Raw genomic sequence first — 20,188 nt, 5'->3', positions numbered from 1 at the left:
TGTTTTATTTTAAAAATCCATATAATATTGCTGCGATAATAGCTCCGGTAACCGGACCTACTACAGGGATCCACGCATAGCTCCAGTCACTGCTTCCTTTTACAGGTAAAATGGCATGCATGATTCTTGGTGCAAGATCTCTTGCCGGGTTAATGGCATATCCTGTAGTTCCTCCGAGTGATAAACCTATTGCCCAGACTACAAACGTAACAGGAATTGCTCCGATAGAACCCAGACCTACTTTAGCGGTTGGGTCTGCCTGTAAAGAAATACTTGGATCTGCAAAGTAGAAGACACAGAATACCAGTACAAACGTTCCGATGATCTCACTGATAAGATTGGAAGATGTTTTTCTGATGGCCGGACCTGTACTGAAACATGCCAGTTTTGCACCTTCATCTTCTGTAATGGCAAAATGATCTTTATGAAACAGCCACACTAAAAATGCACCCAGCATTCCTCCAATCATTTGGGCTGCAATATAAGAGGGAACCAGGTCCCACGAAAACTTTCCTGCTGTCGCAAGACCAATGGTTACAGCCGGATTCAGATGGGCCCCACTTATTGGCCCTGCAACGGTTACTCCCACAAATACGGCCAGTGCCCATGCGGTAGTAATAACAATCCATCCGGAATTATTTCCTTTCGTATCTTTTAAGACAACATTGGCTACAACACCGTTGCCTAACAATATAAGAAGCATCGTTCCGATAACTTCTGCAATAAATGGGTCATATAAGTTTTTTTTTGATGGGTGAATTAATCTTCTATCCAGCTTTGAGCGCTTTTTACCGCTTTCTTCCAGAAGTGGGTCATTTTATCCACTTGTTCTCTGTTTAATTGAGGGTGGAAGTCTTTGTCTACAATCCATTGCTCCTGGATTTCGTCAATACTTTTCCAGTATCCTACTGCAAGTCCTGCAAGGTAGGCTGCTCCAAGAGCGGTAGTTTCCAATGTCTTTGGTCTTGTTATTTTAAATCCAAATAAGTCAGACTGGATCTGCATCAGAAGATCACTTGCAGAAGCACCACCGTCTACTCTTAATTCAAGACTTGCTCTTCCTGAATCTGCTTCCATTGCTTTTACAATTTCATATACCTGAAATGCAATCCCCTCCAATGTTGCTCTTGCAATGTGTGCATCGGTAGTTCCTCTGGTAATTCCTACAATGGTTCCGCGGGCATACTGATCCCAGTAAGGCGCGCCAAGACCTGTCAGTGCAGGTACGAAGTAAACACCACCATTATCTGGTACAGAAGCTGCCAGTTTGTTTACTTCTTCAGAAGAACGTATAAGCTTAAGACCATCTCTTAGCCATTGAATAGCAGCGCCTCCTACGAATACACTTCCTTCCAGTGCATAATTTACTTCTCCATTGATCTTCCACGCCACAGTAGTGAGAAGATTGTTCTTAGAAGAAACAGCTTCCGTTCCTGTGTTCATTAATAAGAAGCATCCTGTTCCGTAAGTATTTTTTACCATTCCCGGAGTGGTACACATCTGTCCGAATAAGGCAGCCTGCTGATCGCCGGCAATACCCGCGATTGGAATTTTGGTAGAGAAAAGGGTAGTTGCTGTTTCTCCATATATTTCACTGCTTTGCTTGACTTCAGGGAGAATGTTTTTAGGAATGTCAAATAATTCTAATAAATCATTATCCCATTCTAAAGTATGAATATTAAGAAGCATTGTTCTGCTCGCATTGGAAACATCTGTGATAAACATTTTTCCACGAGTCAGTTTCCATACAAGCCATGTATCAACAGTTCCGAAACATAATTTTCCCTCTTCGGCTTTCTGTCTTGCTCCTTCTACATTATCAAGAATCCATTTCAGCTTGGTCGCTGAAAAGTAAGCGTCCAGAACCAATCCTGTTTTTTCCTTGATGGTTTCTGCATGTCCCTGATCTTTCAGTTCGTCGCAGTATTTTGAAGTTCTTCGGTCCTGCCATACAATAGCATTGTAGATAGGTTCGCCGGTTTCCTTATCCCAGACAATGGTAGTTTCACGTTGGTTGGTAATCCCGATAGCGGCAACTTCCAATCCGGAGATTCCGGCTTTTGCAATAACTTCAGCTGCTACAGAGATCTGTGAAGACCAGATTTCGTTTGGATCGTGTTCTACCCAACCCGGAGTAGGAAATATTTGTCTGAAATCTTTTTGAGATACATATTCTATTTCTCCACTGTGATTGAAGAGAATCGCTCTGGAGGAAGTTGTTCCCTGGTCTAGAGCGAGAATTAGTTTTTCATTCATGTATATAATGCTAATTTAGGTTGATAACTTTAGGTGAATAAGGAGTCAGTAAATATCCTCTTGCCAGTTCAATGAATTCATTTTCCTGCTGCTGCGCCCATTCTTCAGAATATCCTTTTTCTTCAGCAAGGATTCTTGCTACGTTATGAGCGCTGTCTATCGCTGCTCTGGCATCCAGAAAAAGCAGACGTACTCTTCTTGCCAGGATATCTTCAATGGTTTCTGCCATTTCAGCTCTTACGGCCCATACCACTTCTGCTACGGTGAAGGGATGATCAGGATGGATTTTTTGAGCATAGCGCGGATTACTTTCCTGTAATTTTTTGATTGCCGGAATATCAGATCCGTACACATACAGATGATTGGTTCTGTCTACCTGTTCTGGTTTTACATTTCCGTGGATGGAAAGATGTTCTGTTTTAGATGGGCTATTTCCCAATCTGTGAACTTTCATGGCTTCGTTTACAGTATCTTCTGCCATTTTACGGTAAGTAGTCCATTTTCCTCCGATAATAGAAACTAATCCGGTTTCTGAAGTAATAACTTTATGGCTACGGGAAACTTCTTTGGTGCTTTTGCTTCCATCTTTAGGAGCGGCAAGCGGACGAAGACCTGCGAAAACTGATTTCACATCTTCACGGGTTGGTTTTTTAGCCAGATATTGTCTTGCTGTATTTAAAACAAAGCTGATTTCTTCTTCCAGTGCACGAGGCTCAAAGCTTTCATCCTTTAAAAGAGTATCGGTGGTTCCCACCAAGGCTCTGTCGTGCCACGGCACAACAAATAAAACCCTGCCGTCTGATGTTTTTGGAATCATGATGGCATCATCGCTTTTCAGGAAAGATTTATCCAGTACCAGGTGAATTCCCTGGCTTGGTACCACCAATTTACCATGCTTAGGGTTGTTCATATTAAGAATGTCATTCGTAAATACACCAGTGGCATTGATGACTACTTTACCATGGATCTGATATTGCTGTTTAGAAAACTGGTCTTCAGCAACTACGCCTACTACTTTATCAGAAGCATCTTTCAAAAGGTTGATTACTTTCACATAGTTAACAGCACTTCCTCCTTTTTCAATAATCGTCTGGGTAAGATTAATGGCAAGTCTGGCGTCGTCAAACTGTCCATCCTGGTAAACAACACCACTCATTAAGTGATTTTGTTCAATAGTAGGAAGCTTTTCAACGGTTTTCGCTTTGCTGATGTATTTCGTTTTACCCAAACTTAGTTTTCCCGCAAGGAAATCATAAACAGATAAACCTATCTTATAGTAGATTCCTCCCCACCAGGTATAGTTAGGAATAATAAAAGACTGATTTTTTACAATATGTGCTGCGTTCTTTGCTAAGAGTCCTCTTTCTTTTAATGCTTCTTTTACCAATCCGACATCTCCCTGAGCGAGATATCTAACTCCGCCGTGTACCAATTTGGTACTTCTGCTGGATGTTGCTTTTGCGAAGTCATGAGATTCAAGCAATAAAGTTTTGAATCCCCTGCTTACCGCATCTAATGCTGAACCTAAACCACTGGCTCCTCCTCCTATGACAATAAAGTCCCATTCTTTTACATTGGTTAACTTACTGAGTTCTTCGTTTCGTTTCATAAATGTTTCGTTTATGTTTCGTTTTCAAATATATAAATTAAAAATGAAAGCAAAAAGAAAATAAATGAAATTTTAAAATATCGGAAAAAATCGGTAATTTTGATGAAACGAATAAAATGGAAAAGCTATTACCAAGGCAGGATGAAATACTTAAAGAGCTGGATGAGAAAGGGCATGTACTTGTTCAGGATCTGTGTGAAAAGCTCAATGTTTCTTCAGTTACGATCCGAAAGGATCTGAATTATCTCGAAAGCCTGGGGCTTCTTTTCAGAAATCATGGAGGAGCAAGTAAGCAGGTAAGATATGCTTATGAAAAAAATGTGGGTGAAAAAGAAAATATCAATGTGGAAGCGAAGCAGGTTATTGCCAAAGCTGCATTATCATTGATTCACGAAAACGACTGTATTATATTGGCATCCGGGACAACCATGCATTATCTTGCCAGAATGCTTGTGAATTTCAATTCGCTTACTGTTTTAACGTCCTCACTAAGGGTGGCTATTGAGCTTTGTAACAATCCTAATATTAATGTGATCCAACTGGGAGGGGAGGTGAGGAAAAGTTCAACTTCAATCGTAGGATCCATTTCGGAAGGAATTCTCAAACAGTTTTCCTGTAATAAACTTTTTCTGGGGGTAGACGGTATTGATCTTGAATTTGGAATCAGTACCTCCAATGCGGCGGAGGCACATCTTAATCAGGTAATGATTGAGTGTGCGGATAAGACAGTCGTTTTGGCAGATTCGTCCAAACTGAATAAGAAGGGGTTTGGTAAAATTGCCTCATTGGACGAAGTGGATTATCTGATCACAGATAATGGTATCGGTGAAGAAGACCGGTCTGCGTTGGAAGAGAGAGGGGTTACGGTTATTGTAAAATAGGCTGTATTCAGCTTAATTAAATAGTTAAAAATAGAGACCGTCTGACTTCAGGCGGTCTCTATTTTAAAATAGAAATCATTTGACTTATACTTTCCAGAAAAATCTCTTTTTGTTTTTTCTTTCCGCTCCAAGTACAGTGTAGAACTTAATGGCTCTTGTATTAAAATCCGGGGTTTGCCATTGAATCATCGAGCAGCCTTCTTCTTTTGAGTGGATTTTTATTAATTCCATTATTTGTTTTCCTGTTCCGTTTCCCCTTGCATTCTCTTTTAAGAATAAGCAGTCAACATACATATAGTAACCTACATCCCAGGTGGAGAACTGTTTGAAAAATGTTGCATATCCTGTTATTTCAGTATCAGATTCTGCAACCAGACATTTTATATGGGAAACCGGATCAAGGAGGTGTTTAGCGAGCTGTTCCTTTTTGTTTTCTTCCTTAAAAAAGTTTCTTTCATAGTGCGCATGGGCTTTACACAATTCAATAATGGAACTTATGTCTTTTTCTTCGGCGAATCTTATTTTCATATCTTTATGTTGCTGAATTAGCAGGCGCATGCAAAAGCGGAACCATTGGTAGGATCTGTTCCTTCTGTGGCATAGCCATCAAATTTCCACCATTCCATTCCTCCTATTAATTCCATCACCTTAAATCCTAATTGGGTCATTTTTAAAGCTCCTTTTGTGGAAGCATTACAGCCTATCCCGTCGCAGTAGCAGACATATATTTTTGACTTATCAAGGTGCCGGGTGCTTTCTTCTGTCATTTCCCGATGGGGCAGATTAATTGCAGATGGGATGTGTTCTTTGCTATAGCCATTTGGTCTTCTGGTATCTACTGCAATGTAATCTGTGCTGTTTTGAAATCCATCATATAAATCTGAAGGATCCATTTCATACATTAATTTTTTCTGGTAGAATTCAATTTGTTCTTGCATAATGTTAAATTGTTTGTAGTGCAAAGCTATGATCGGGTTTATTCTTTTCCTAAGATTGAAATTGAATGTTCTGCAGTGTTAAATGAAATATTTTCAGATAGTGTTTTTTGTTATATGATTAACTTTGCGCTATGGAAATCAAGTTTTTAAAACTTATTAAAACAATTGCGGAGGAAGGGAGTATTGCAGGTTCTTCTGAAAAACTTTTTTTGACACAGTCAGCCTTAAGCCATCAGCTTAAAGATCTGGAAATCCAGCTTGGGTTTAAAGTGTTTTACAGGGCAAGGAACAAATGGGAGCTTACTGAGGAGGGAAGTGTGCTCTACAAAACTGCATGTACGGTAATAGATAGTATCGGGAATGGTCTGAATGAGATTCAACAGATAAGAGCAGGAGCAGCGGGTACCATAAAAATTAGTACAGAATGTTACTCATTCTATCAGGGACTGCCGTTATTTATTCAGAAAATGAAAGTATTATATCCGGAGATTGAAGTGGATCTGGTATTGGAAGCGACTCATAAGCCTGTGGAAAAAATCATATCCAATGAAATTGATATTGCAGTGGTCACTTCAAAACCTGCCGGTAATAATGAATTGATCTGCATTGAGATTTTTGAGGATGAAGTTTTTGCAGTAATTCATCAGGAAAACCTTTTAAATGATTCTGAATATCTTAGTGCTGAGGATTTTCGGGATGCTCATTTAATCATTCATTCTTTTCCTTTAGAAACCGTTTCTGTTTACGATCGGTTCCTTAATCCCAGCGGAATGATGCCTGTGAAGATTTCAGCAGTTCCGTTAACAGAAGTTACTTTGGAAATGGTGCAGGCCAATATGGGCATTACCTGTATGCCGAAATGGGCATTGCATTCATTCAGGCTGTCTGATGAGCTGAAATTTAAAAAAATCGGAAGTAAGGGTTTGAAAAGAAAACATTATCTGGTGGTAAGAAAATCGGATGCCGGAAAAAAATATATTAACGACTTTCTTTTAAACTTCAAAGAATATTTTCAAAATTTTGGATAGTTTTTTTCTGAAACTGCTAAATGATTAAAAATCAAAATATTTTAGTCTAAATATTTGTCAGTTACAAAATTATTCATAAATTTGCACACTCATTTTAGGGGCGTAGTATGCCTATATCAAAAGTAGAAATTACTTCAGACTTCCGAAAAATGGTGATAAATAAAAGGATAAATTTTATTATAATATAAACAATGTCAGGTATTATTGGTAAAAAAATCGGTATGACGTCTTTGTTTAACGAAGAAGGAAAAAACATTCCTTGTACAGTTATTCAAGCTGGTCCATGCTCGGTTTTACAGGTCAGAACCTTAGAAAAAGACGGTTATAAAGCTGTTCAGTTAGGTTTCGATGACAAGAGTGAGAAGAACGTTGGTAAAGCGTTAGCTGGTCATTTTAAAAAGGCTGGTTCTGCTCCTAAAGCTAAATTAGTAGAATTCTACAGAGAATTCGTTGATGAAGTAAAAGTAGGAGAAGAAGTAAAAGTTGATCTATTCGCTGAAGGTGAATATGTTGACGTAACAGGAACTTCAAAAGGTAAAGGCTTCCAGGGTGTTGTTAAGAGACACGGATTTGGAGGTGTAATGCAGGCGACTCATGGTCAGCACAACAGACTTAGAGCTCCAGGTTCTATCGGTGCTGGTTCAGACCCTTCAAGAGTATTCAAAGGGATGAGAATGGCTGGAAGAATGGGAGGTAAGCAGGTAACTGTTCAAAACCTTCAAGTGTTAAAAGTTGATCAAGAACAAAATCTTTTAGTAGTAAAAGGTGCTGTTCCGGGAGCTAAAAATTCTTATGTAATTATCAGAAAATGGAACTAGTAGTATTAAATACATCAGGAAAAGAGACCGGAAGAAAAGTAACTCTAGACGAAACAGTATTCGGAATTGAGCCAAATCAGCACGCGGTTTACTTAGAAGTTAAGCAGTATCTTGCTGCTCAAAGACAAGGTACTCATAAAGCAAAAGAAAGAAGCGAAATTACTGCTTCTACTAAAAAGCTTAAGAAGCAAAAAGGATCAGGATCTGCTAGATACGGTGATATCAAATCTCCAGTATTCAGAGGTGGGGGTAGAGTATTCGGACCAAAACCAAGAGACTACAGATTCAAATTGAACAAAGCTCTTAAGAGATTAGCTAAGAAATCTGTTTTATCTCAGAAAATGAGAGACAACAGCATTAAAGTTTTAGAAGATGTGAGCTTTGATGCTCCTAAGACTAAAGATTTCATCAATGTATTAAATGCATTGGAACTTAACGGTAAAAAATCTTTATTCGTTCTTCCTGAAGCTAACAAGAATGTGTATTTATCTTCAAGAAACTTACCTAAAACTAAAGTAATGAACTTCAACGAGATCAGTTCTTACGATTTAGTAAACGCTGGTGAGATCATTTTCTTCGAAGGTGCAGTTGAAAAATTCCAGGAAAATTTAAAGAAATAAATCATGTCAGTTATTATTAAACCAGTTATTTCAGAAAAGGCTAATTACCTTACAGATTTAAGAGGTTCTTATTCTTTCTTAGTGAATCCTAAGGCGAATAAAATCGAGATCAAAAAAGCTGTTGAAGCAGCTTACGGTGTAAAAGTAGCAGACGTTAACACAATGATTTATGCTCCGAAGGTTTCTTCAAAATACACTAAAAAAGGTCTTCAAGTAGGAAAGACAAATAAATTGAAAAAAGCGGTAATCAAACTTGCTGAAGGTGAGGTTATCGATATTTTTGCTGTAAATTAATTATTAATTATAAATAATAGTAATGTCTGTTAGAAAATTAAAACCTATCACCCCGGGACAGAGATTCAGAATTGTAAACAATTTTGAGGAAATTACTACCAACAAACCAGAGAAATCTCTAACAGTTGGTATTAAAAAGTCAGGTGGACGTAACCAAACAGGTAAAATGACCATGCGTTACACCGGAGGTGGACACAAAAAGAAATACAGAATTATTGACTTCAAAAGAAACAAAGCAAACGTTGAAGCAACTGTAAAATCTGTAGAATACGATCCAAACAGAACTGCATTTATCGCTTTATTAGAGTACGCAGACGGAGAGAAGAGATATATCATCGCTCCAAACGGTATCAAAGTTGATCAGAAAGTAGTATCAGGAGAAAGCGTTGAACCAAACGTAGGTAACGCAATGAAATTGAAAAATATTCCATTGGGTACTGTAATCTCTTGTGTTGAAATGAAGCCTGGACAAGGTGCAATTTTAGCAAGAAGTGCTGGTTCTTCAGCTCAATTAACTTCCAGAGATGGTAAATATGCAATCATCAAGTTACCTTCAGGAGAATCAAGAATGATCCTTACTGAATGTATGGCAATGATTGGTTCTGTTTCCAACTCAGATCACCAATTAACTGTATCAGGTAAGGCTGGTAGAAGCAGATGGTTAGGTAGAAGACCAAGAACAAGAGCGGTTGTAATGAACCCAGTAGATCACCCAATGGGTGGTGGTGAAGGACGTTCTTCAGGAGGTCACCCAAGATCTAGAAACGGTAAACCGGCTAAAGGTTACAAAACTAGAAAGAAAAACAAAGTGTCTAACCGTTACATCGTATCTAAAAGAAAATAATTATGGCAAGATCACTTAAAAAAGGACCGTTCATTCATCATACTTTAGATAAGAAGGTTCAGGCAAATATAGAGTCTGGTAAGAAGACAGTTATCAAAACTTGGTCTAGAGCATCTATGATCTCTCCGGACTTCGTAGGACAAACTATTGCTGTACACAACGGGAAATCTTTTATCCCTGTTTACGTTACAGAAAACATGGTTGGTCACAAGTTAGGCGAATTTTCTCCAACAAGATCTTTCAGAGGTCATGGTGGTAACAAAAACAAAGGAAGCAGATAATCATGGGATCAAGAAAACAAGATAGTTCAATCGCAAGAAAAGAAGCTAACAAAGACGTTGTAAAAGCTTCATTAAATAATTGCCCGTCTTCTCCAAGAAAAATGAGATTAGTTGCTGATATCATTAGAGGAGAGCAGGTAGACAAAGCACTTTATATCCTAAAATATTCTAAGAAGGATGCTTCTAACAAGTTAGAGAAATTACTTCTTTCTGCTATGGCTAACTGGCAAGTGAAAAACGAAGGTGCTGACATTGAGGAAGCAAACCTTATCGTTAAAGAAATATTTGTGGATAGTGCAAGACAATTGAAGAGACTAAGACCAGCTCCACAAGGTAGAGGGTATAGAATCAGAAAAAGATCTAACCACGTTACATTAATCTTAGGTAACAAAGAAAATTAATCAAGGTATGGGACAGAAGACAAATCCAATTGGTAACAGATTAGGTATCATCAGAGGATGGGATTCTAACTGGTTTGGTGGAAACGATTATGGAGACAGAATCGCTGAAGACTACAAAATCAGAAGATACCTTGAAGCTAGATTATCTAAAGGTGGTATTTCAAAAATTTATATTGAAAGAACTTTAAAATTAGTTACAGTAACTATTACTACTGCTAGACCGGGACTTATTATCGGTAAAGGAGGTCAGGAAGTTGATAAATTGAAAGAAGAGTTGAAGAAATTGACTGGTAAGGATATTCAAATCAACATTTTCGAAATCAAAAGACCTGAATTAGATGCTGTACTAGTTGCTGATAGTATTTCTAAGCAAATTGAAAACAGAATTTCTTACAGAAGAGCTGTTAAAATGGCAATGGCAAGTACTATGAGAATGGGTGCTGAAGGTATCAAAGTTCAAATCTCTGGTAGATTAAACGGAGCTGAAATGGCAAGATCAGAATCTTTCAAAGAAGGAAGAATTCCATTGTCAACTTTCAGAGCTGATATCGATTACCACTGGGCAGAAGCTCACACTACTTACGGTAGACTAGGGGTTAAAGTTTGGATCATGAAAGGTGAAGTTTACGGTAAAAGAGAACTTTCTCCACTAGTGGGACAACAGAAAAAAGGAGGTCAGTCAGACAGAGGAAACAGAGGAGGAGACAGAGACAACAGAAGACCTAGAAAAAACAACAACAATAACAATAATAATTAAAATTTTAGATTAGAAATTTTGAATTTTAAATTACCGTTACTTTTTTAAAATTAAAAAAAATCTAAAATCTAAAATCTAAAATCTAAAATTTAGAAATTATGTTACAACCAAAAAGAACCAAATTCCGTAGAGTTCACAAGATGAAGATGAAGGGGAATGCCCAGAGAGGTAGTCAACTTGCTTACGGAACTTTTGGGATCAAAGCAACGGAAGGAGCTTGGATCACTGCAAGACAGATTGAAGCGGCTCGTATCGCTGCGACAAGATATATGAAGAGAGAAGGTCAACTATGGATCAAAATCTTCCCAGATAAGCCAATTACTAAGAAACCAGCTGAAGTACGTATGGGTAAAGGTAAGGGTGCTGTTGAATATTGGGTAGCTGTAGTAAAACCAGGTAAAATTATGTTCGAAGTTGGAGGAGTTCCTTACGAAATTGCGAAAGAAGCTCTTAGACTTGCTGCACAAAAATTACCAGTAGTTACTAAATTCATCGTTGCTAACGATTTTGTTAAACCTCTATAATCTTTGAATACAATGAAAAATGCTGATATTAAAAATTTAAGCGCGGGTGATATTCAAGCTCAATTAACTGAAGCAAAAGCTCAATATTCTAAATTGAAATTGGCTCATGCAATCAGCCCAATTGAAAACCCGATTCAAATCAGAGATTTGAGAAAAACAATCGCAAGACTAAACACTGAGTTAACTAACAAACAATAATTTCATTTTACAATGGATAGAAATTTAAGAAAAGAAAGAATCGGAGTGGTTTCCAGCAATAAAATGGAAAAAACTATTGTTGTTAGTGAAACTACAAGAGTAAAGCACCCGATGTACGGTAAATTCGTTTTGAAAACGAAAAAATATACTGCACACGACGAGAACAACGAATGCACAGAAGGTGATACAGTTTTGATCCAAGAAACTAGACCTTTGAGCAAGAGCAAGAGATGGAGATTAGTAAGAATCATTGAAAAAGCTAAGTAATAATGTTACAAACAGAATCAAGATTAAAAGTTGCTGATAACACAGGTGCTAAAGAAGTACTAGTGATCAGAGTTCTGGGAGGAACCAGAAGAAGATATGCTTCAGTTGGTGATAAAATCGTTGTTACGATCAAGGATTCTACACCATCCGGAAATGCTAAAAAAGGTCAGGTATCTAAAGCTGTAGTAGTAAGAACTAAAAAAGCAGTAAGAAGAAAAGATGGTTCATACATCAAATTCGACGACAATGCTTGTGTATTACTAAACGCAGCGGGAGAAATGAGAGGAACGCGTGTTTTCGGACCAGTTGCTCGTGAGTTGAGAGACAAAGAATATATGAAAATCATTTCATTAGCTCCTGAAGTACTTTAATTTTAAAAATTTTTAAAAGAAATGTCAAAGTTAAAAATAAAAAGAGGAGATAACGTAATCATTACTACTGGTAAGAAAGATATCAAGGGTAAGACTGGTGAAGTTATTGAAGTGATCAAGAAAGAAGGTAGAGACCCAAGAGTAATCGTTGCAGGACTTAACATCGTTAAAAAACACGTTAAGCCTTCAGCTTCTAATCCTCAAGGAGGAATTACTGAGAAGGAAGCTTCTATTCATATCTCAAACGTAGCTTTAGTTGGTAAAGACGGAAAAGCTATCAAAGTAGGTTACAAAATCGAAGGAGATAAGAAAGTAAGAATCAACAAAAAAACGGGTGAAACTTTATAATTTTAAATAACACATGGAATATATAGCAAGACCCAAAAAAGCATATAAAGAGACAATTGTTCCTGCAATGATGGAAGAATTCGGGTATAAGTCAGTAATGCAAGTACCTAAATTAGAGAAAATCGTTGTATCACAAGGTTTAGGTGATGCTACTGCAGACAAGAAAATCATTGATTATGCTGTAGAAGAGCTTACAAATATCACTGGTCAAAAGGCTGTTGGTACAATCTCTAAAAAAGACGAAGCTGCTTTCAAATTGAGAAAAGGAATGCCGGTAGGTGCTAAAGTAACATTGAGAGCTGACAGAATGTATGAATTCTTAGACAGACTTACTGCTTCTGCTTTGCCTCGTATCAGAGATTTCTCTGGAATCAAAGCTGATGGTTTCGATGGTAGAGGTAACTACAACTTAGGTATTACTGAGCAGATTATCTTCCCTGAAATCGTAATTGACAAAGTGAAAAAAATCCAAGGGATGGACATCACTTTCGTTACTACTGCGAAAACAGATAAAGAAGCTAAAGCATTATTAACTCACTTCGGTTTACCATTTAAAAAGAACTAAGAAATGGCTAAAGAATCAATGAAAGCGCGTGAGCGCAAAAGAGAAGCACTAGTTGCTAAATACGCTGCTAAAAGACAAGCTCTTAAAGAAGCTGGTGATTACGAAGGACTTCAAAAATTGCCAAAAAATGCTTCTCCTGTAAGATTACACAACAGATGTAAACTAACAGGTAGACCAAGAGGATACATGAGAACGTTTGGTATTTCCAGAGTAACTTTCAGAGAAATGGCTAACAACGGTCTTATCCCAGGAGTAAGAAAAGCTAGCTGGTAATAATCACTAGATAAAAAATCGGAACAATTAAGTTGTTCAGATACTAAAGATAAAAATATCAGACTGAAGATTTCTGACGTCTGATATTTTACTCTTCAAGTCTTTGCAAAACTGATTGTTCTTTAACCAATAATTATAAAAGAAAAATGGTAACAGATCCAATTTCAGATTTCCTAACTAGAGTAAGGAACGCACAAAGCGCAGGCCACAAAGTGGTGGAAATTCCTGCATCGAAAATCAAAAAGGAGATTACTAAGATCTTATTTGATCAAGGGTATATCTTAAACTACAAGTTTGAAGATAACGCTGTTCAAGGAGTGATCAAAATCGCTTTAAAGTATGATAAGCAAACTAACAAACCGGCTATCAAGTCTATCCAAAGAGCTTCTAGACCAGGTTTGAGACAGTACAAAGGTTCAGCTGAGCTTCCAAGAGTACTAAACGGTTTGGGTATTTCTATCATCTCTACTTCTAAAGGAGTAATGACTGACAAGAAAGCTAGAGAAGAGAAAGTAGGCGGTGAAGTAATCTGCTATGTTTATTAATTTTTAATCAGAGGAAAATGTCAAGAATTGGTAAAGCAATTATAACAATTCCAGCTGGAGTTACAATCACTGAAAATAACGGTGTAGTAACTGTAAAAGGAGCTAAAGGAGAACTTTCTCAGGAGCTTACGGCAGGAATTACTATAGAACAGAAAGATGGTGAACTTAACGTAAACAGACCATCTGATTCTAAACAACACAAAGCACTTCACGGTCTATACAGAGCGTTAATCAACAACATGATTGTTGGTGTAAGTGCAGGTTTCGAAAAGAAACTTGAACTAGTAGGGGTAGGATATAGAGCTTCACACGCAGGTCAAAAACTTGAGTTAGCTTTAGGATTCTCTCACGGTATCGTATTAGAACTTCCAGGTGAAGTAAAAGTTGATACATTGACTGAAAAAGGTAAAAACCCAATTATTACTTTAACGTCTCACGACAACCAACTTCTAGGAATGGTAGCTGCAAAGATCCGTTCTTTCAGAAAGCCTGAGCCATACAAAGGAAAAGGTGTAAGATTCGTAGGAGAAATTGTTAGACGTAAAGCTGGTAAATCTGCTTAATAAATTATAAGTATTATGGCATTAAGTAAATTAGAAAAAAGAATAAGAATCAAAAGAAGAGTAAGAGGGAAAATCTCTGGATCTTCTGAATTGCCAAGATTATCTGTATACAAAAGTAATAAGGAAATTTACGCTCAGTTAATCGACGATAAAAATGGTAAAACTTTAGCATCAGCTTCTTCAAGAGAGAAAGGTGTAGACGCTAAAGGTACTAAGACTGAAGTTTCTGCTGCTGTTGGTAAAGCTATCGCTGCTAAAGCTATCGCTGCAGGAATCGAAAGTATTGTATTTGACAGAAACGGATTCGTTTACCACGGTAGAGTGAAAGCTCTAGCTGATGGTGCAAGAGAAGGTGGACTTAAATTCTAATCATTAAATTTCGGAAAATATGTTAGGACTAGATAATATAGAAAGAGTAAAACCGGGAGGATTAGAATTAAAAGATCGTCTCGTAGCTGTTAACAGAGTAACAAAAGTAACAAAAGGAGGTAGAGCTTTCGGATTTTCTGCTATTGTTGTAGTAGGTAACGAAGAAGGTGTTATCGGTTTCGGTTTAGGAAAATCTAAAGAGGTTGCTTCTGCAATTGCTAAAGCAGTTGAAGACGCTAAGAAAAACCTTGTGAAAGTTCCTGTAATGAACCATACTATCCCTCACCAAACTACTGCTAGATACGGTGGTGCAGATATCTTCTTAAGACCTGCTTCTCACGGTACAGGATTGATCGCCGGAGGTGCGGTAAGAGCGGTATTGGAATCTGCTGGTATTCACGATATCCTTTCAAAATCTAAAGGATCTTCTAACCCTCACAACGTAGTGAAAGCTACTTTCAAAGCGTTATTAGACATCAGAAGACCTGAAGAAATCGCTAGAATGAGAGGAATTTCTCTAAGTAAAGTGTTTAACGGTTAATAATTAAAGCAATGGCAACAATTAAAGTAAAGCAAGTAAGAAGCGCTATTGGTAGAACAAAAACCCAAAAGAGAACGCTTGAAGCATTAGGATTAAAAAAACTTCACCAAGTTGTAGAGCATGAAGCTACTCCTTCCATCTTAGGAATGATCGCTGCTGTAGGACACTTACTTGAAGTTCAAAAATAATTTTATAAAAGAGAAATTAAAATGAATTTAAATAACATAAAACCTGCTGCAGGATCTACTTTCAACTCAAAGAGAATTGGTAGAGGTCAAGGTAGCGGAAAAGGAGGTACTTCAACAAAAGGTCACAAAGGTCAGAAAGCGAGAGCTGGTTATTCTCAAAAAATCGGTTTCGAAGGTGGACAGATGCCTTTACAAAGAAGATTACCTAAATTCGGATTCAAAAACGTAAACAGAAAAGAGTTTAGAGGAATTAACCTTGATACTATTCAAACTTTAATCGAGAACAAATCCATCACTGGAGATATCACGAAAGAAGTTTTAGTAGCAAACGGGATAGTTTCTAAAAACGAATTAGTGAAAATTATGGGTAGAGGAGAATTGAAATCTGCGGTTTCAATCTCTGCTGACAAATTCACTAAATCTGCTGAAGAGCTTATTGCTAAAGCAGGTGGAAAAGCAATTACCTTATAATACTTACTAATGAAAGAATTTATACAAACACTTAAAAATATTTGGAGTCTTAAAGAACTTAGAGATAAAATTCTCTTTACTTTAGGTATTATCCTTGTGTATAGATTCGCATCTTATATCTCGCTTCCTGCGATTAACCTTGCAGAGGTGGGAGATCTCTTAGAGCATTATAAAAATCAAGGCGGTAACAAGCAAGGAGCAGGTCTCCTTGGCTTGCTTTCGTCGTTTACGGGGGGAGCTTTCAGCCACGCTTCCGTAATGGCGTTAGGAATCATGCCTTATATTTCTGCTTCTATTATTGTTCAGTTGATGGGGATGGCTATTCCTTATCTTCAGAAGCTTCAGAAAGATGGAGAGTCAGGTAGAAATACATTGAACCAAATTACAAGATGGTTAACGATTGGAGTTTGTCTGGTACAGGCACCTTCTTACTTAACTTCTATTACTCAATTATTCTTACCATATGCTCAGTTCCAGTCTGCATACTATGTAGAGCCAAATTCAATTATGTTCTGGTTACCAAGTATTGTTATTTTGGTTGCCGGTTCAGTATTTGCAATGTGGCTAGGTGAAAAGATTACCGATAAAGGAATCGGAAATGGTATCTCTATCCTTATTATGGTGGGGATCCTTTCAAGATTACCTGAGGCATTCGTACAGGAGATGGCCGTGCAGAACGGAAAAGGAGGAATGGGATCTATCATGATCCTTATTGAAGTATTATTCTGGATGTTGGTTGTTCTTTTAGCAGTAATCTTATCAGTAGCTGTTAGAAAAATTCCAATTCAGTATGTAAGCAGAGCTCAAGCAAGAGGAGGTGTAAACAGAAATCTTATGCAGGGAGCAAGACAATGGATTCCATTGAAAGTAAATGCTGCTGGTGTAATGCCGATTATCTTTGCTCAGGCATTGATGTTCGTACCAGGATTATTAACAAAATTCGATGAGTCTAATACTTTTCTTGCAGGTTTCAAGAATGTTTTTAGCTGGCAGTACAACGTATTGTTTGCGCTATTAATTATTATCTTCTCATTTTTCTATACTGCGATTACAATTCCGGTAAACCAGATGGCTGATGATTTGAAGAGAAATGGAGGTTTAGTACCAAAAGTAAGACCAGGAAAAGAGACCGCTGATTATTTAGATGATATTTTATCAAAAATTACCTTGCCAGGTGCAATATTTTTATCTATCTTTGCAATCCTTCCGGCAATTGTGCATGGAACCTTTGTTCAGACAGATGCGTTTGCCCTATTTTTTGGGGGAACGTCCCTATTAATTATGGTGGGTGTAATTTTAGATACAGTTCAACAGATTAATACATATCTGCTGAACCATCATTATGATGGCTTAATGCAGTCTAAATTATCAAGAACGACTGGATATTAATTTATGGCAAAACAAAAACATATTGAACAAGACGGCGTTATAACGGAAGCACTTTCGAACGCTCAGTTCCGTGTAGAACTAGAAAATGGGCATATTCTTATCGCTCATATTTCTGGTAAAATGAGAATGCATTATATTAAACTTTTACCTGGTGATAAGGTAAAACTAGAAATGTCTCCTTATGATTTATCAAAAGGGAGAATCACATTTAGATATTAAACAAACGCCAAATGGAATCTTTAGATCTCCATTTGGCTCTTGTTAAAAAATAAATACTATCAAAATGAAAGTAAGAGCATCAATTAAAAAAAGAAGCGCTGATTGCAAAATCGTACGCAGAAAAGGTGTACTGTTCGTAATCAACAAGAAGAACCCAAAATTTAAACAAAGACAAGGTTAATTAAATTATGGCGAGAATTGCAGGTATTGATTTACCAAAAAACAAAAGAGGAGTTATCGGTTTAACTTACATTTATGGTGTTGGAAGAAGTACTTCTTCTGAAATCCTTAAAGCTGCCGGTATCAGCGAAGACAAAAAAGTCAACGAATGGAATGACGATGAATTGGCTGCCATCAGAACTTATATCTTAGAAAACGTAAAAGTTGAAGGAGAATTAAGATCTGAAGTGCAATTGAACATCAAGAGATTGATGGACATAGGATGCCAACGAGGAATACGTCACAGACTTGGATTACCTTTAAGAGGCCAGAGAACGAAAAACAACTCTAGAACCAGAAAAGGAAAGAGAAAAACTGTTGCTAACAAGAAAAAAGCTAGTAAATAATCGTTAGGAATTATGGCAAAACAAACTAAAGTAGTTAAGAAGAGAAAAGTAAAAGTTGAAGCTATTGGAGAAGCACATATTCAGGCTTCTTTCAATAACATCATCATTTCTTTAACAAATAAAAACGGAGAGGTTATCTCTTGGGCTTCTGCCGGTAAAATGGGTTTCAGAGGTTCTAAAAAGAATACTCCATTTGCTGCTCAGATGGCAGCTGAAAATTGCTCTGCTGTAGCTCACGAAGCTGGTTTAAGAAGAGTAAAGGTGTTTGTGAAAGGTCCAGGTGCAGGTAGAGAATCTGCTATCAGATCTATTCACAATTCAGGAATTGAAGTTAGCGAGATCGTTGATGTGACTCCAATGCCACACAACGGATGTAGACCACCAAAGAGAAGAAGAGTTTAATTTTTAGAATTTACCCATTATGGCAAGATATATTGGACCTAAAACTAAGATTGCTAGAAAGTTTGGTGCTGCAATCTACGGAGATGACAAAAACTTCGAAAAGAGAAAAAACCAACCGCCAGGACAACACGGTCCTAACAAAAGAAGAGGTGCTAAAAAATCAGAATATGCAGTTCAGTTAGCTGAAAAACAAAAAGCTAAATATACTTACGGTATTTTAGAAAGACAGTTTGCTAACTTATTTGACAAAGCACACAGAAGTAAAGGTGTAACAGGGGAAGTTCTATTACAACTTTGTGAATCAAGATTGGATAACGTAGTATTCAGATTAGGTTTTGCTAAAACAAGATCTGGAGCTAGACAATTAGTTTCTCACAGACACATCACTGTGAACGGAGAGATTCTTAATATCCCTTCTTACTTGGTAAAAGCTGGTGATGTAATCGCTGTAAGAGAAAAGTCTAAGTCTCTTGAAGTTGTTACCAATGCATTGGCTTCTAAGTCAAACTATGAGTGGTTACAATTCAACGATGAGAAGAAAGAAGGTACCTTCATTTCTGCTCCTGAAAGAATCCAGATTCCGGAGGACATTAAGGAGAACCTTATCGTCGAACTTTACTCTAAATAATTTTTTAATCAAATTTTTGCTCAACCCAATAATATGGCAATTTTACAATTCATAAAACCCGATAAAGTAATTTTACTTAACTCTGATGAATTTAAAGGTCAATTTGAATTCAGACCTTTAGAACCAGGTTTCGGGCTTACAATCGGTAATGCTTTGAGAAGAGTGTTGCTTTCTTCTCTGGAAGGATACGCTATTTCATCTATCAAAATAGAAGGTGTAGAGCACGAATTTTCAACTATTCCAGGAGTAATCGAAGACGTTACCGAAATTATTCTTAACCTTAAGCAGGTAAGATTAAAAGCTGCAGCAGAAGGCCAGGCTAACGAGCAGGTTGTTGCTAAAGTTTCAGGTCAAACGGTTATTACTGCTGGTGATTTAGGAAAGTCTATCAACGGATTTGAGGTTTTGAACCCAGATTTAGTGATCTGCAACCTAAACAGTGATGTAACTTTCGAAATTACTTTCAATATTGAAAAAGGAAGAGGGTATGTTCCTTCTGAACAAAATAAGTCAAACAATGCTCCTATTGGAACTATTGCTATTGACTCTATTTTCACGCCGATCAAGAAAGTACAATACAGCATTGAAAATTATCGTGTAGAGCAAAAAACAGACTACGAAAAACTTGTATTAGATATAGAAACTGATGGGTCTATCAGCCCTCAGAATGCTTTAACTGAAGCTTCTAAGATATTAATTTATCACTTCATGTTATTCTCCGATGAGAGAATCACTCTTGAAACTGAAGCTGTAAAAGCATCTATCCAGTACGATGAAGAAACTCTTCATACAAGACAACTTCTTAAGTCTAAATTAGCAGATATGGATCTTTCTGTAAGAGCCCTTAACTGTCTAAAAGCAGCTGAAGTAGAAACTCTTGGAGAACTGGTTTCTTACAGTAAGTCTGATTTGATGAAATTCAGAAATTTTGGTAAAAAATCTTTGACAGAACTAGAAGAATTAGTGCATTCAAAAGGTCTTAACTTCGGTTTCGACGTTGCAAAATATAAGTTAGACGCTGATAAATAATTAAT

34 protein-coding genes are annotated in these 20,188 nt (G+C 37.2%); 29 read left to right on the top strand and 5 right to left on the bottom strand.

What is annotated here, in order from left to right; translation table 11 throughout:
* Positions 1–4 precede the first annotated feature (4 nt).
* From KBP46_RS12665 to KBP46_RS12655, 3 genes are read right to left on the bottom strand one after another with little or no spacing between them, the layout of a single operon-like run.
* On the bottom strand, positions 5–760 hold the full coding sequence (locus KBP46_RS12665; RefSeq protein ID WP_301285856.1) for an MIP/aquaporin family protein: 756 nt from the start codon (positions 758–760) through the stop codon (positions 5–7).
* A complete protein-coding gene (gene glpK / locus KBP46_RS12660; protein WP_216443394.1) occupies positions 760–2,256 on the bottom strand; it encodes a glycerol kinase GlpK in 1,497 nt (498 codons plus the stop codon). Before glpK ends, KBP46_RS12665 begins: the two co-directional genes overlap by 1 nt.
* Positions 2,257–2,266: 10 nt before the next feature.
* Complete coding sequence (locus KBP46_RS12655; RefSeq protein WP_202840851.1) at positions 2,267–3,865, bottom strand: glycerol-3-phosphate dehydrogenase/oxidase; 1,599 nt, start codon at positions 3,863–3,865, stop codon at positions 2,267–2,269.
* A 116-nt stretch (positions 3,866–3,981) separates the two neighbouring features.
* Here KBP46_RS12655 and KBP46_RS12650 point away from each other — a divergent pair, with 116 nt between their 5' ends.
* On the top strand, positions 3,982–4,746 hold the full coding sequence (locus KBP46_RS12650; RefSeq protein WP_202840850.1) for a DeoR/GlpR family DNA-binding transcription regulator: 765 nt from the start codon (positions 3,982–3,984) through the stop codon (positions 4,744–4,746).
* Positions 4,747–4,830: 84 nt separating this feature from the next.
* Here KBP46_RS12650 and KBP46_RS12645 read toward each other — a convergent pair whose 3' ends face one another.
* Together KBP46_RS12645 and KBP46_RS12640 are read right to left on the bottom strand one after the other, a co-directional pair.
* Positions 4,831–5,274 carry a GNAT family N-acetyltransferase gene (locus KBP46_RS12645; protein ID WP_216443393.1) on the bottom strand — a complete coding sequence of 148 codons (444 nt, stop codon included), beginning with the start codon at positions 5,272–5,274 and terminating at the stop codon, positions 4,831–4,833.
* A 17-nt stretch (positions 5,275–5,291) separates the two neighbouring features.
* Positions 5,292–5,684: a rhodanese-like domain-containing protein gene (locus KBP46_RS12640; protein ID WP_216443392.1), complete on the bottom strand. Its 393-nt coding sequence runs from the start codon at positions 5,682–5,684 to the stop codon at positions 5,292–5,294.
* A gap of 131 nt (positions 5,685–5,815) precedes the next feature.
* Between KBP46_RS12640 and KBP46_RS12635 the strand changes: the two genes are divergently transcribed.
* The 28 genes from KBP46_RS12635 to KBP46_RS12500 all read left to right on the top strand — a co-directional run bounded on the left by KBP46_RS12635 (position 5,816) and on the right by KBP46_RS12500 (position 20,183).
* Positions 5,816–6,712, top strand: coding sequence for a LysR family transcriptional regulator (locus tag KBP46_RS12635; RefSeq protein WP_216443391.1), 897 nt, complete (start codon positions 5,816–5,818; stop codon positions 6,710–6,712).
* Positions 6,713–6,903: 191 nt separating this feature from the next.
* Positions 6,904–7,530: a 50S ribosomal protein L3 gene (gene rplC, locus KBP46_RS12630; protein ID WP_002983195.1), complete on the top strand. Its 627-nt coding sequence runs from the start codon at positions 6,904–6,906 to the stop codon at positions 7,528–7,530.
* Entirely contained in the window at positions 7,521–8,150 is a 630-nt protein-coding gene (rplD, locus tag KBP46_RS12625; RefSeq protein ID WP_034694672.1) for a 50S ribosomal protein L4, read from the top strand. Before rplC ends, rplD begins: the two co-directional genes overlap by 10 nt.
* Positions 8,151–8,153: 3 nt before the next feature.
* Entirely contained in the window at positions 8,154–8,444 is a 291-nt protein-coding gene (rplW, locus tag KBP46_RS12620; RefSeq protein WP_002983204.1) for a 50S ribosomal protein L23, read from the top strand.
* Between the two features lie 22 nt (positions 8,445–8,466).
* Positions 8,467–9,288, top strand: a complete 822-nt coding sequence (gene rplB, locus KBP46_RS12615; RefSeq protein ID WP_027381305.1) for a 50S ribosomal protein L2 — start codon at positions 8,467–8,469, stop codon at positions 9,286–9,288.
* Positions 9,289–9,290: 2 nt separating this feature from the next.
* A complete protein-coding gene (rpsS, locus tag KBP46_RS12610) occupies positions 9,291–9,569 on the top strand; it encodes a 30S ribosomal protein S19 (RefSeq protein ID WP_002983209.1) in 279 nt (92 codons plus the stop codon).
* Positions 9,570–9,571: 2 nt separating this feature from the next.
* Entirely contained in the window at positions 9,572–9,970 is a 399-nt protein-coding gene (gene rplV, locus KBP46_RS12605) for a 50S ribosomal protein L22 (RefSeq protein WP_002983214.1), read from the top strand.
* Positions 9,971–9,977: 7 nt separating this feature from the next.
* A complete protein-coding gene (gene rpsC / locus KBP46_RS12600) occupies positions 9,978–10,727 on the top strand; it encodes a 30S ribosomal protein S3 (protein ID WP_034694675.1) in 750 nt (249 codons plus the stop codon).
* Between the two features lie 98 nt (positions 10,728–10,825).
* A complete protein-coding gene (gene rplP, locus KBP46_RS12595) occupies positions 10,826–11,251 on the top strand; it encodes a 50S ribosomal protein L16 (RefSeq protein WP_034694677.1) in 426 nt (141 codons plus the stop codon).
* 12 nt (positions 11,252–11,263) lie between these two features.
* Positions 11,264–11,449 (top strand): 50S ribosomal protein L29, encoded by a 186-nt coding sequence (gene rpmC / locus KBP46_RS12590; protein WP_034694678.1) that lies wholly within the window; start codon positions 11,264–11,266, stop codon positions 11,447–11,449.
* Between the two features lie 12 nt (positions 11,450–11,461).
* Positions 11,462–11,716 (top strand): 30S ribosomal protein S17, encoded by a 255-nt coding sequence (gene rpsQ / locus KBP46_RS12585; protein WP_027371715.1) that lies wholly within the window; start codon positions 11,462–11,464, stop codon positions 11,714–11,716.
* 2 nt (positions 11,717–11,718) lie between these two features.
* On the top strand, positions 11,719–12,087 hold the full coding sequence (gene rplN / locus KBP46_RS12580) for a 50S ribosomal protein L14 (protein WP_002983226.1): 369 nt from the start codon (positions 11,719–11,721) through the stop codon (positions 12,085–12,087).
* 21 nt (positions 12,088–12,108) lie between these two features.
* Positions 12,109–12,435: a 50S ribosomal protein L24 gene (gene rplX, locus KBP46_RS12575; protein ID WP_029297774.1), complete on the top strand. Its 327-nt coding sequence runs from the start codon at positions 12,109–12,111 to the stop codon at positions 12,433–12,435.
* Between the two features lie 13 nt (positions 12,436–12,448).
* The gene (rplE, locus tag KBP46_RS12570) at positions 12,449–13,000 is read left to right on the top strand and encodes a 50S ribosomal protein L5 (protein ID WP_062673609.1); all 552 of its coding nucleotides are present in this window, start codon (positions 12,449–12,451) and stop codon (positions 12,998–13,000) included.
* 3 nt (positions 13,001–13,003) lie between these two features.
* Complete coding sequence (gene rpsN, locus KBP46_RS12565; protein ID WP_002983233.1) at positions 13,004–13,273, top strand: 30S ribosomal protein S14; 270 nt, start codon at positions 13,004–13,006, stop codon at positions 13,271–13,273.
* A 146-nt stretch (positions 13,274–13,419) separates the two neighbouring features.
* A complete protein-coding gene (gene rpsH / locus KBP46_RS12560) occupies positions 13,420–13,818 on the top strand; it encodes a 30S ribosomal protein S8 (protein ID WP_002983236.1) in 399 nt (132 codons plus the stop codon).
* 17 nt (positions 13,819–13,835) lie between these two features.
* The gene (gene rplF / locus KBP46_RS12555) at positions 13,836–14,381 is read left to right on the top strand and encodes a 50S ribosomal protein L6 (RefSeq protein ID WP_034694687.1); all 546 of its coding nucleotides are present in this window, start codon (positions 13,836–13,838) and stop codon (positions 14,379–14,381) included.
* A gap of 15 nt (positions 14,382–14,396) precedes the next feature.
* Positions 14,397–14,750, top strand: a complete 354-nt coding sequence (rplR, locus tag KBP46_RS12550) for a 50S ribosomal protein L18 (protein WP_034694689.1) — start codon at positions 14,397–14,399, stop codon at positions 14,748–14,750.
* A 19-nt stretch (positions 14,751–14,769) separates the two neighbouring features.
* On the top strand, positions 14,770–15,291 hold the full coding sequence (gene rpsE, locus KBP46_RS12545; RefSeq protein ID WP_002983245.1) for a 30S ribosomal protein S5: 522 nt from the start codon (positions 14,770–14,772) through the stop codon (positions 15,289–15,291).
* Positions 15,292–15,302: 11 nt separating this feature from the next.
* Positions 15,303–15,479, top strand: a complete 177-nt coding sequence (gene rpmD / locus KBP46_RS12540; protein WP_027371710.1) for a 50S ribosomal protein L30 — start codon at positions 15,303–15,305, stop codon at positions 15,477–15,479.
* Positions 15,480–15,500: 21 nt separating this feature from the next.
* Positions 15,501–15,950 (top strand): 50S ribosomal protein L15, encoded by a 450-nt coding sequence (gene rplO / locus KBP46_RS12535; RefSeq protein ID WP_062673611.1) that lies wholly within the window; start codon positions 15,501–15,503, stop codon positions 15,948–15,950.
* Between the two features lie 9 nt (positions 15,951–15,959).
* A complete protein-coding gene (secY, locus tag KBP46_RS12530; protein WP_062673613.1) occupies positions 15,960–17,339 on the top strand; it encodes a preprotein translocase subunit SecY in 1,380 nt (459 codons plus the stop codon).
* Positions 17,340–17,342: 3 nt separating this feature from the next.
* A complete protein-coding gene (infA, locus tag KBP46_RS12525) occupies positions 17,343–17,558 on the top strand; it encodes a translation initiation factor IF-1 (protein WP_027381317.1) in 216 nt (71 codons plus the stop codon).
* Between the two features lie 64 nt (positions 17,559–17,622).
* Complete coding sequence (rpmJ, locus tag KBP46_RS12520; protein ID WP_007839480.1) at positions 17,623–17,739, top strand: 50S ribosomal protein L36; 117 nt, start codon at positions 17,623–17,625, stop codon at positions 17,737–17,739.
* Between the two features lie 7 nt (positions 17,740–17,746).
* Complete coding sequence (rpsM, locus tag KBP46_RS12515; protein WP_034694696.1) at positions 17,747–18,124, top strand: 30S ribosomal protein S13; 378 nt, start codon at positions 17,747–17,749, stop codon at positions 18,122–18,124.
* 12 nt (positions 18,125–18,136) lie between these two features.
* The gene (rpsK, locus tag KBP46_RS12510; RefSeq protein WP_034694697.1) at positions 18,137–18,526 is read left to right on the top strand and encodes a 30S ribosomal protein S11; all 390 of its coding nucleotides are present in this window, start codon (positions 18,137–18,139) and stop codon (positions 18,524–18,526) included.
* A gap of 19 nt (positions 18,527–18,545) precedes the next feature.
* Complete coding sequence (gene rpsD, locus KBP46_RS12505; RefSeq protein ID WP_062673615.1) at positions 18,546–19,154, top strand: 30S ribosomal protein S4; 609 nt, start codon at positions 18,546–18,548, stop codon at positions 19,152–19,154.
* Between the two features lie 33 nt (positions 19,155–19,187).
* Positions 19,188–20,183: a DNA-directed RNA polymerase subunit alpha gene (locus KBP46_RS12500; RefSeq protein WP_062673617.1), complete on the top strand. Its 996-nt coding sequence runs from the start codon at positions 19,188–19,190 to the stop codon at positions 20,181–20,183.
* Positions 20,184–20,188: the final 5 nt, after the last annotated feature.

It is taken from the genome of Chryseobacterium sp. PCH239, from assembly GCF_018924625.1.
Lineage (GTDB): Bacteria > Bacteroidota > Bacteroidia > Flavobacteriales > Weeksellaceae > Chryseobacterium > Chryseobacterium cucumeris.
Note: the sequence above shows the minus strand (reverse complement) of the source record. Positions and strands in the feature narration are given on the sequence as shown.

What these genes read in the sequence shown, in the direction of transcription:
- rpsS (WP_002983209.1), top strand. Translation starts at nt 9,291, where the DNA reads ATGGCAAGATCACTTAAAAAAGGACCGTTCATTCATCATACTTTAGAT.
- KBP46_RS12650 (WP_202840850.1), top strand. Translation starts at nt 3,982, where the DNA reads ATGGAAAAGCTATTACCAAGGCAGGATGAAATACTTAAAGAGCTGGAT.
- rpsN (WP_002983233.1), top strand. Translation starts at nt 13,004, where the DNA reads ATGGCTAAAGAATCAATGAAAGCGCGTGAGCGCAAAAGAGAAGCACTA.
- rpsC (WP_034694675.1), top strand. Translation starts at nt 9,978, where the DNA reads ATGGGACAGAAGACAAATCCAATTGGTAACAGATTAGGTATCATCAGA.
- rpsH (WP_002983236.1), top strand. Translation starts at nt 13,420, where the DNA reads ATGGTAACAGATCCAATTTCAGATTTCCTAACTAGAGTAAGGAACGCA.
- rpmC (WP_034694678.1), top strand. Translation starts at nt 11,264, where the DNA reads ATGAAAAATGCTGATATTAAAAATTTAAGCGCGGGTGATATTCAAGCT.
- rpsK (WP_034694697.1), top strand. Translation starts at nt 18,137, where the DNA reads ATGGCAAAACAAACTAAAGTAGTTAAGAAGAGAAAAGTAAAAGTTGAA.
- rplP (WP_034694677.1), top strand. Translation starts at nt 10,826, where the DNA reads ATGTTACAACCAAAAAGAACCAAATTCCGTAGAGTTCACAAGATGAAG.
- rpsD (WP_062673615.1), top strand. Translation starts at nt 18,546, where the DNA reads ATGGCAAGATATATTGGACCTAAAACTAAGATTGCTAGAAAGTTTGGT.
- rpmJ (WP_007839480.1), top strand. Translation starts at nt 17,623, where the DNA reads ATGAAAGTAAGAGCATCAATTAAAAAAAGAAGCGCTGATTGCAAAATC.
- KBP46_RS12635 (WP_216443391.1), top strand. Translation starts at nt 5,816, where the DNA reads ATGGAAATCAAGTTTTTAAAACTTATTAAAACAATTGCGGAGGAAGGG.
- KBP46_RS12640 (WP_216443392.1), bottom strand. Translation starts at nt 5,684, where the DNA reads ATGCAAGAACAAATTGAATTCTACCAGAAAAAATTAATGTATGAAATG.
- rpsQ (WP_027371715.1), top strand. Translation starts at nt 11,462, where the DNA reads ATGGATAGAAATTTAAGAAAAGAAAGAATCGGAGTGGTTTCCAGCAAT.
- glpK (WP_216443394.1), bottom strand. Translation starts at nt 2,256, where the DNA reads ATGAATGAAAAACTAATTCTCGCTCTAGACCAGGGAACAACTTCCTCC.
- rplW (WP_002983204.1), top strand. Translation starts at nt 8,154, where the DNA reads ATGTCAGTTATTATTAAACCAGTTATTTCAGAAAAGGCTAATTACCTT.
- rplB (WP_027381305.1), top strand. Translation starts at nt 8,467, where the DNA reads ATGTCTGTTAGAAAATTAAAACCTATCACCCCGGGACAGAGATTCAGA.
- rplN (WP_002983226.1), top strand. Translation starts at nt 11,719, where the DNA reads ATGTTACAAACAGAATCAAGATTAAAAGTTGCTGATAACACAGGTGCT.
- KBP46_RS12645 (WP_216443393.1), bottom strand. Translation starts at nt 5,274, where the DNA reads ATGAAAATAAGATTCGCCGAAGAAAAAGACATAAGTTCCATTATTGAA.
- KBP46_RS12655 (WP_202840851.1), bottom strand. Translation starts at nt 3,865, where the DNA reads ATGAAACGAAACGAAGAACTCAGTAAGTTAACCAATGTAAAAGAATGG.
- infA (WP_027381317.1), top strand. Translation starts at nt 17,343, where the DNA reads ATGGCAAAACAAAAACATATTGAACAAGACGGCGTTATAACGGAAGCA.
- rplF (WP_034694687.1), top strand. Translation starts at nt 13,836, where the DNA reads ATGTCAAGAATTGGTAAAGCAATTATAACAATTCCAGCTGGAGTTACA.
- rplC (WP_002983195.1), top strand. Translation starts at nt 6,904, where the DNA reads ATGTCAGGTATTATTGGTAAAAAAATCGGTATGACGTCTTTGTTTAAC.
- rplO (WP_062673611.1), top strand. Translation starts at nt 15,501, where the DNA reads ATGAATTTAAATAACATAAAACCTGCTGCAGGATCTACTTTCAACTCA.
- rplX (WP_029297774.1), top strand. Translation starts at nt 12,109, where the DNA reads ATGTCAAAGTTAAAAATAAAAAGAGGAGATAACGTAATCATTACTACT.
- rplV (WP_002983214.1), top strand. Translation starts at nt 9,572, where the DNA reads ATGGGATCAAGAAAACAAGATAGTTCAATCGCAAGAAAAGAAGCTAAC.
- rpsE (WP_002983245.1), top strand. Translation starts at nt 14,770, where the DNA reads ATGTTAGGACTAGATAATATAGAAAGAGTAAAACCGGGAGGATTAGAA.
- rplE (WP_062673609.1), top strand. Translation starts at nt 12,449, where the DNA reads ATGGAATATATAGCAAGACCCAAAAAAGCATATAAAGAGACAATTGTT.
- secY (WP_062673613.1), top strand. Translation starts at nt 15,960, where the DNA reads ATGAAAGAATTTATACAAACACTTAAAAATATTTGGAGTCTTAAAGAA.
- rpsM (WP_034694696.1), top strand. Translation starts at nt 17,747, where the DNA reads ATGGCGAGAATTGCAGGTATTGATTTACCAAAAAACAAAAGAGGAGTT.
- rpmD (WP_027371710.1), top strand. Translation starts at nt 15,303, where the DNA reads ATGGCAACAATTAAAGTAAAGCAAGTAAGAAGCGCTATTGGTAGAACA.
- rplR (WP_034694689.1), top strand. Translation starts at nt 14,397, where the DNA reads ATGGCATTAAGTAAATTAGAAAAAAGAATAAGAATCAAAAGAAGAGTA.
- KBP46_RS12500 (WP_062673617.1), top strand. Translation starts at nt 19,188, where the DNA reads ATGGCAATTTTACAATTCATAAAACCCGATAAAGTAATTTTACTTAAC.
- rplD (WP_034694672.1), top strand. Translation starts at nt 7,521, where the DNA reads ATGGAACTAGTAGTATTAAATACATCAGGAAAAGAGACCGGAAGAAAA.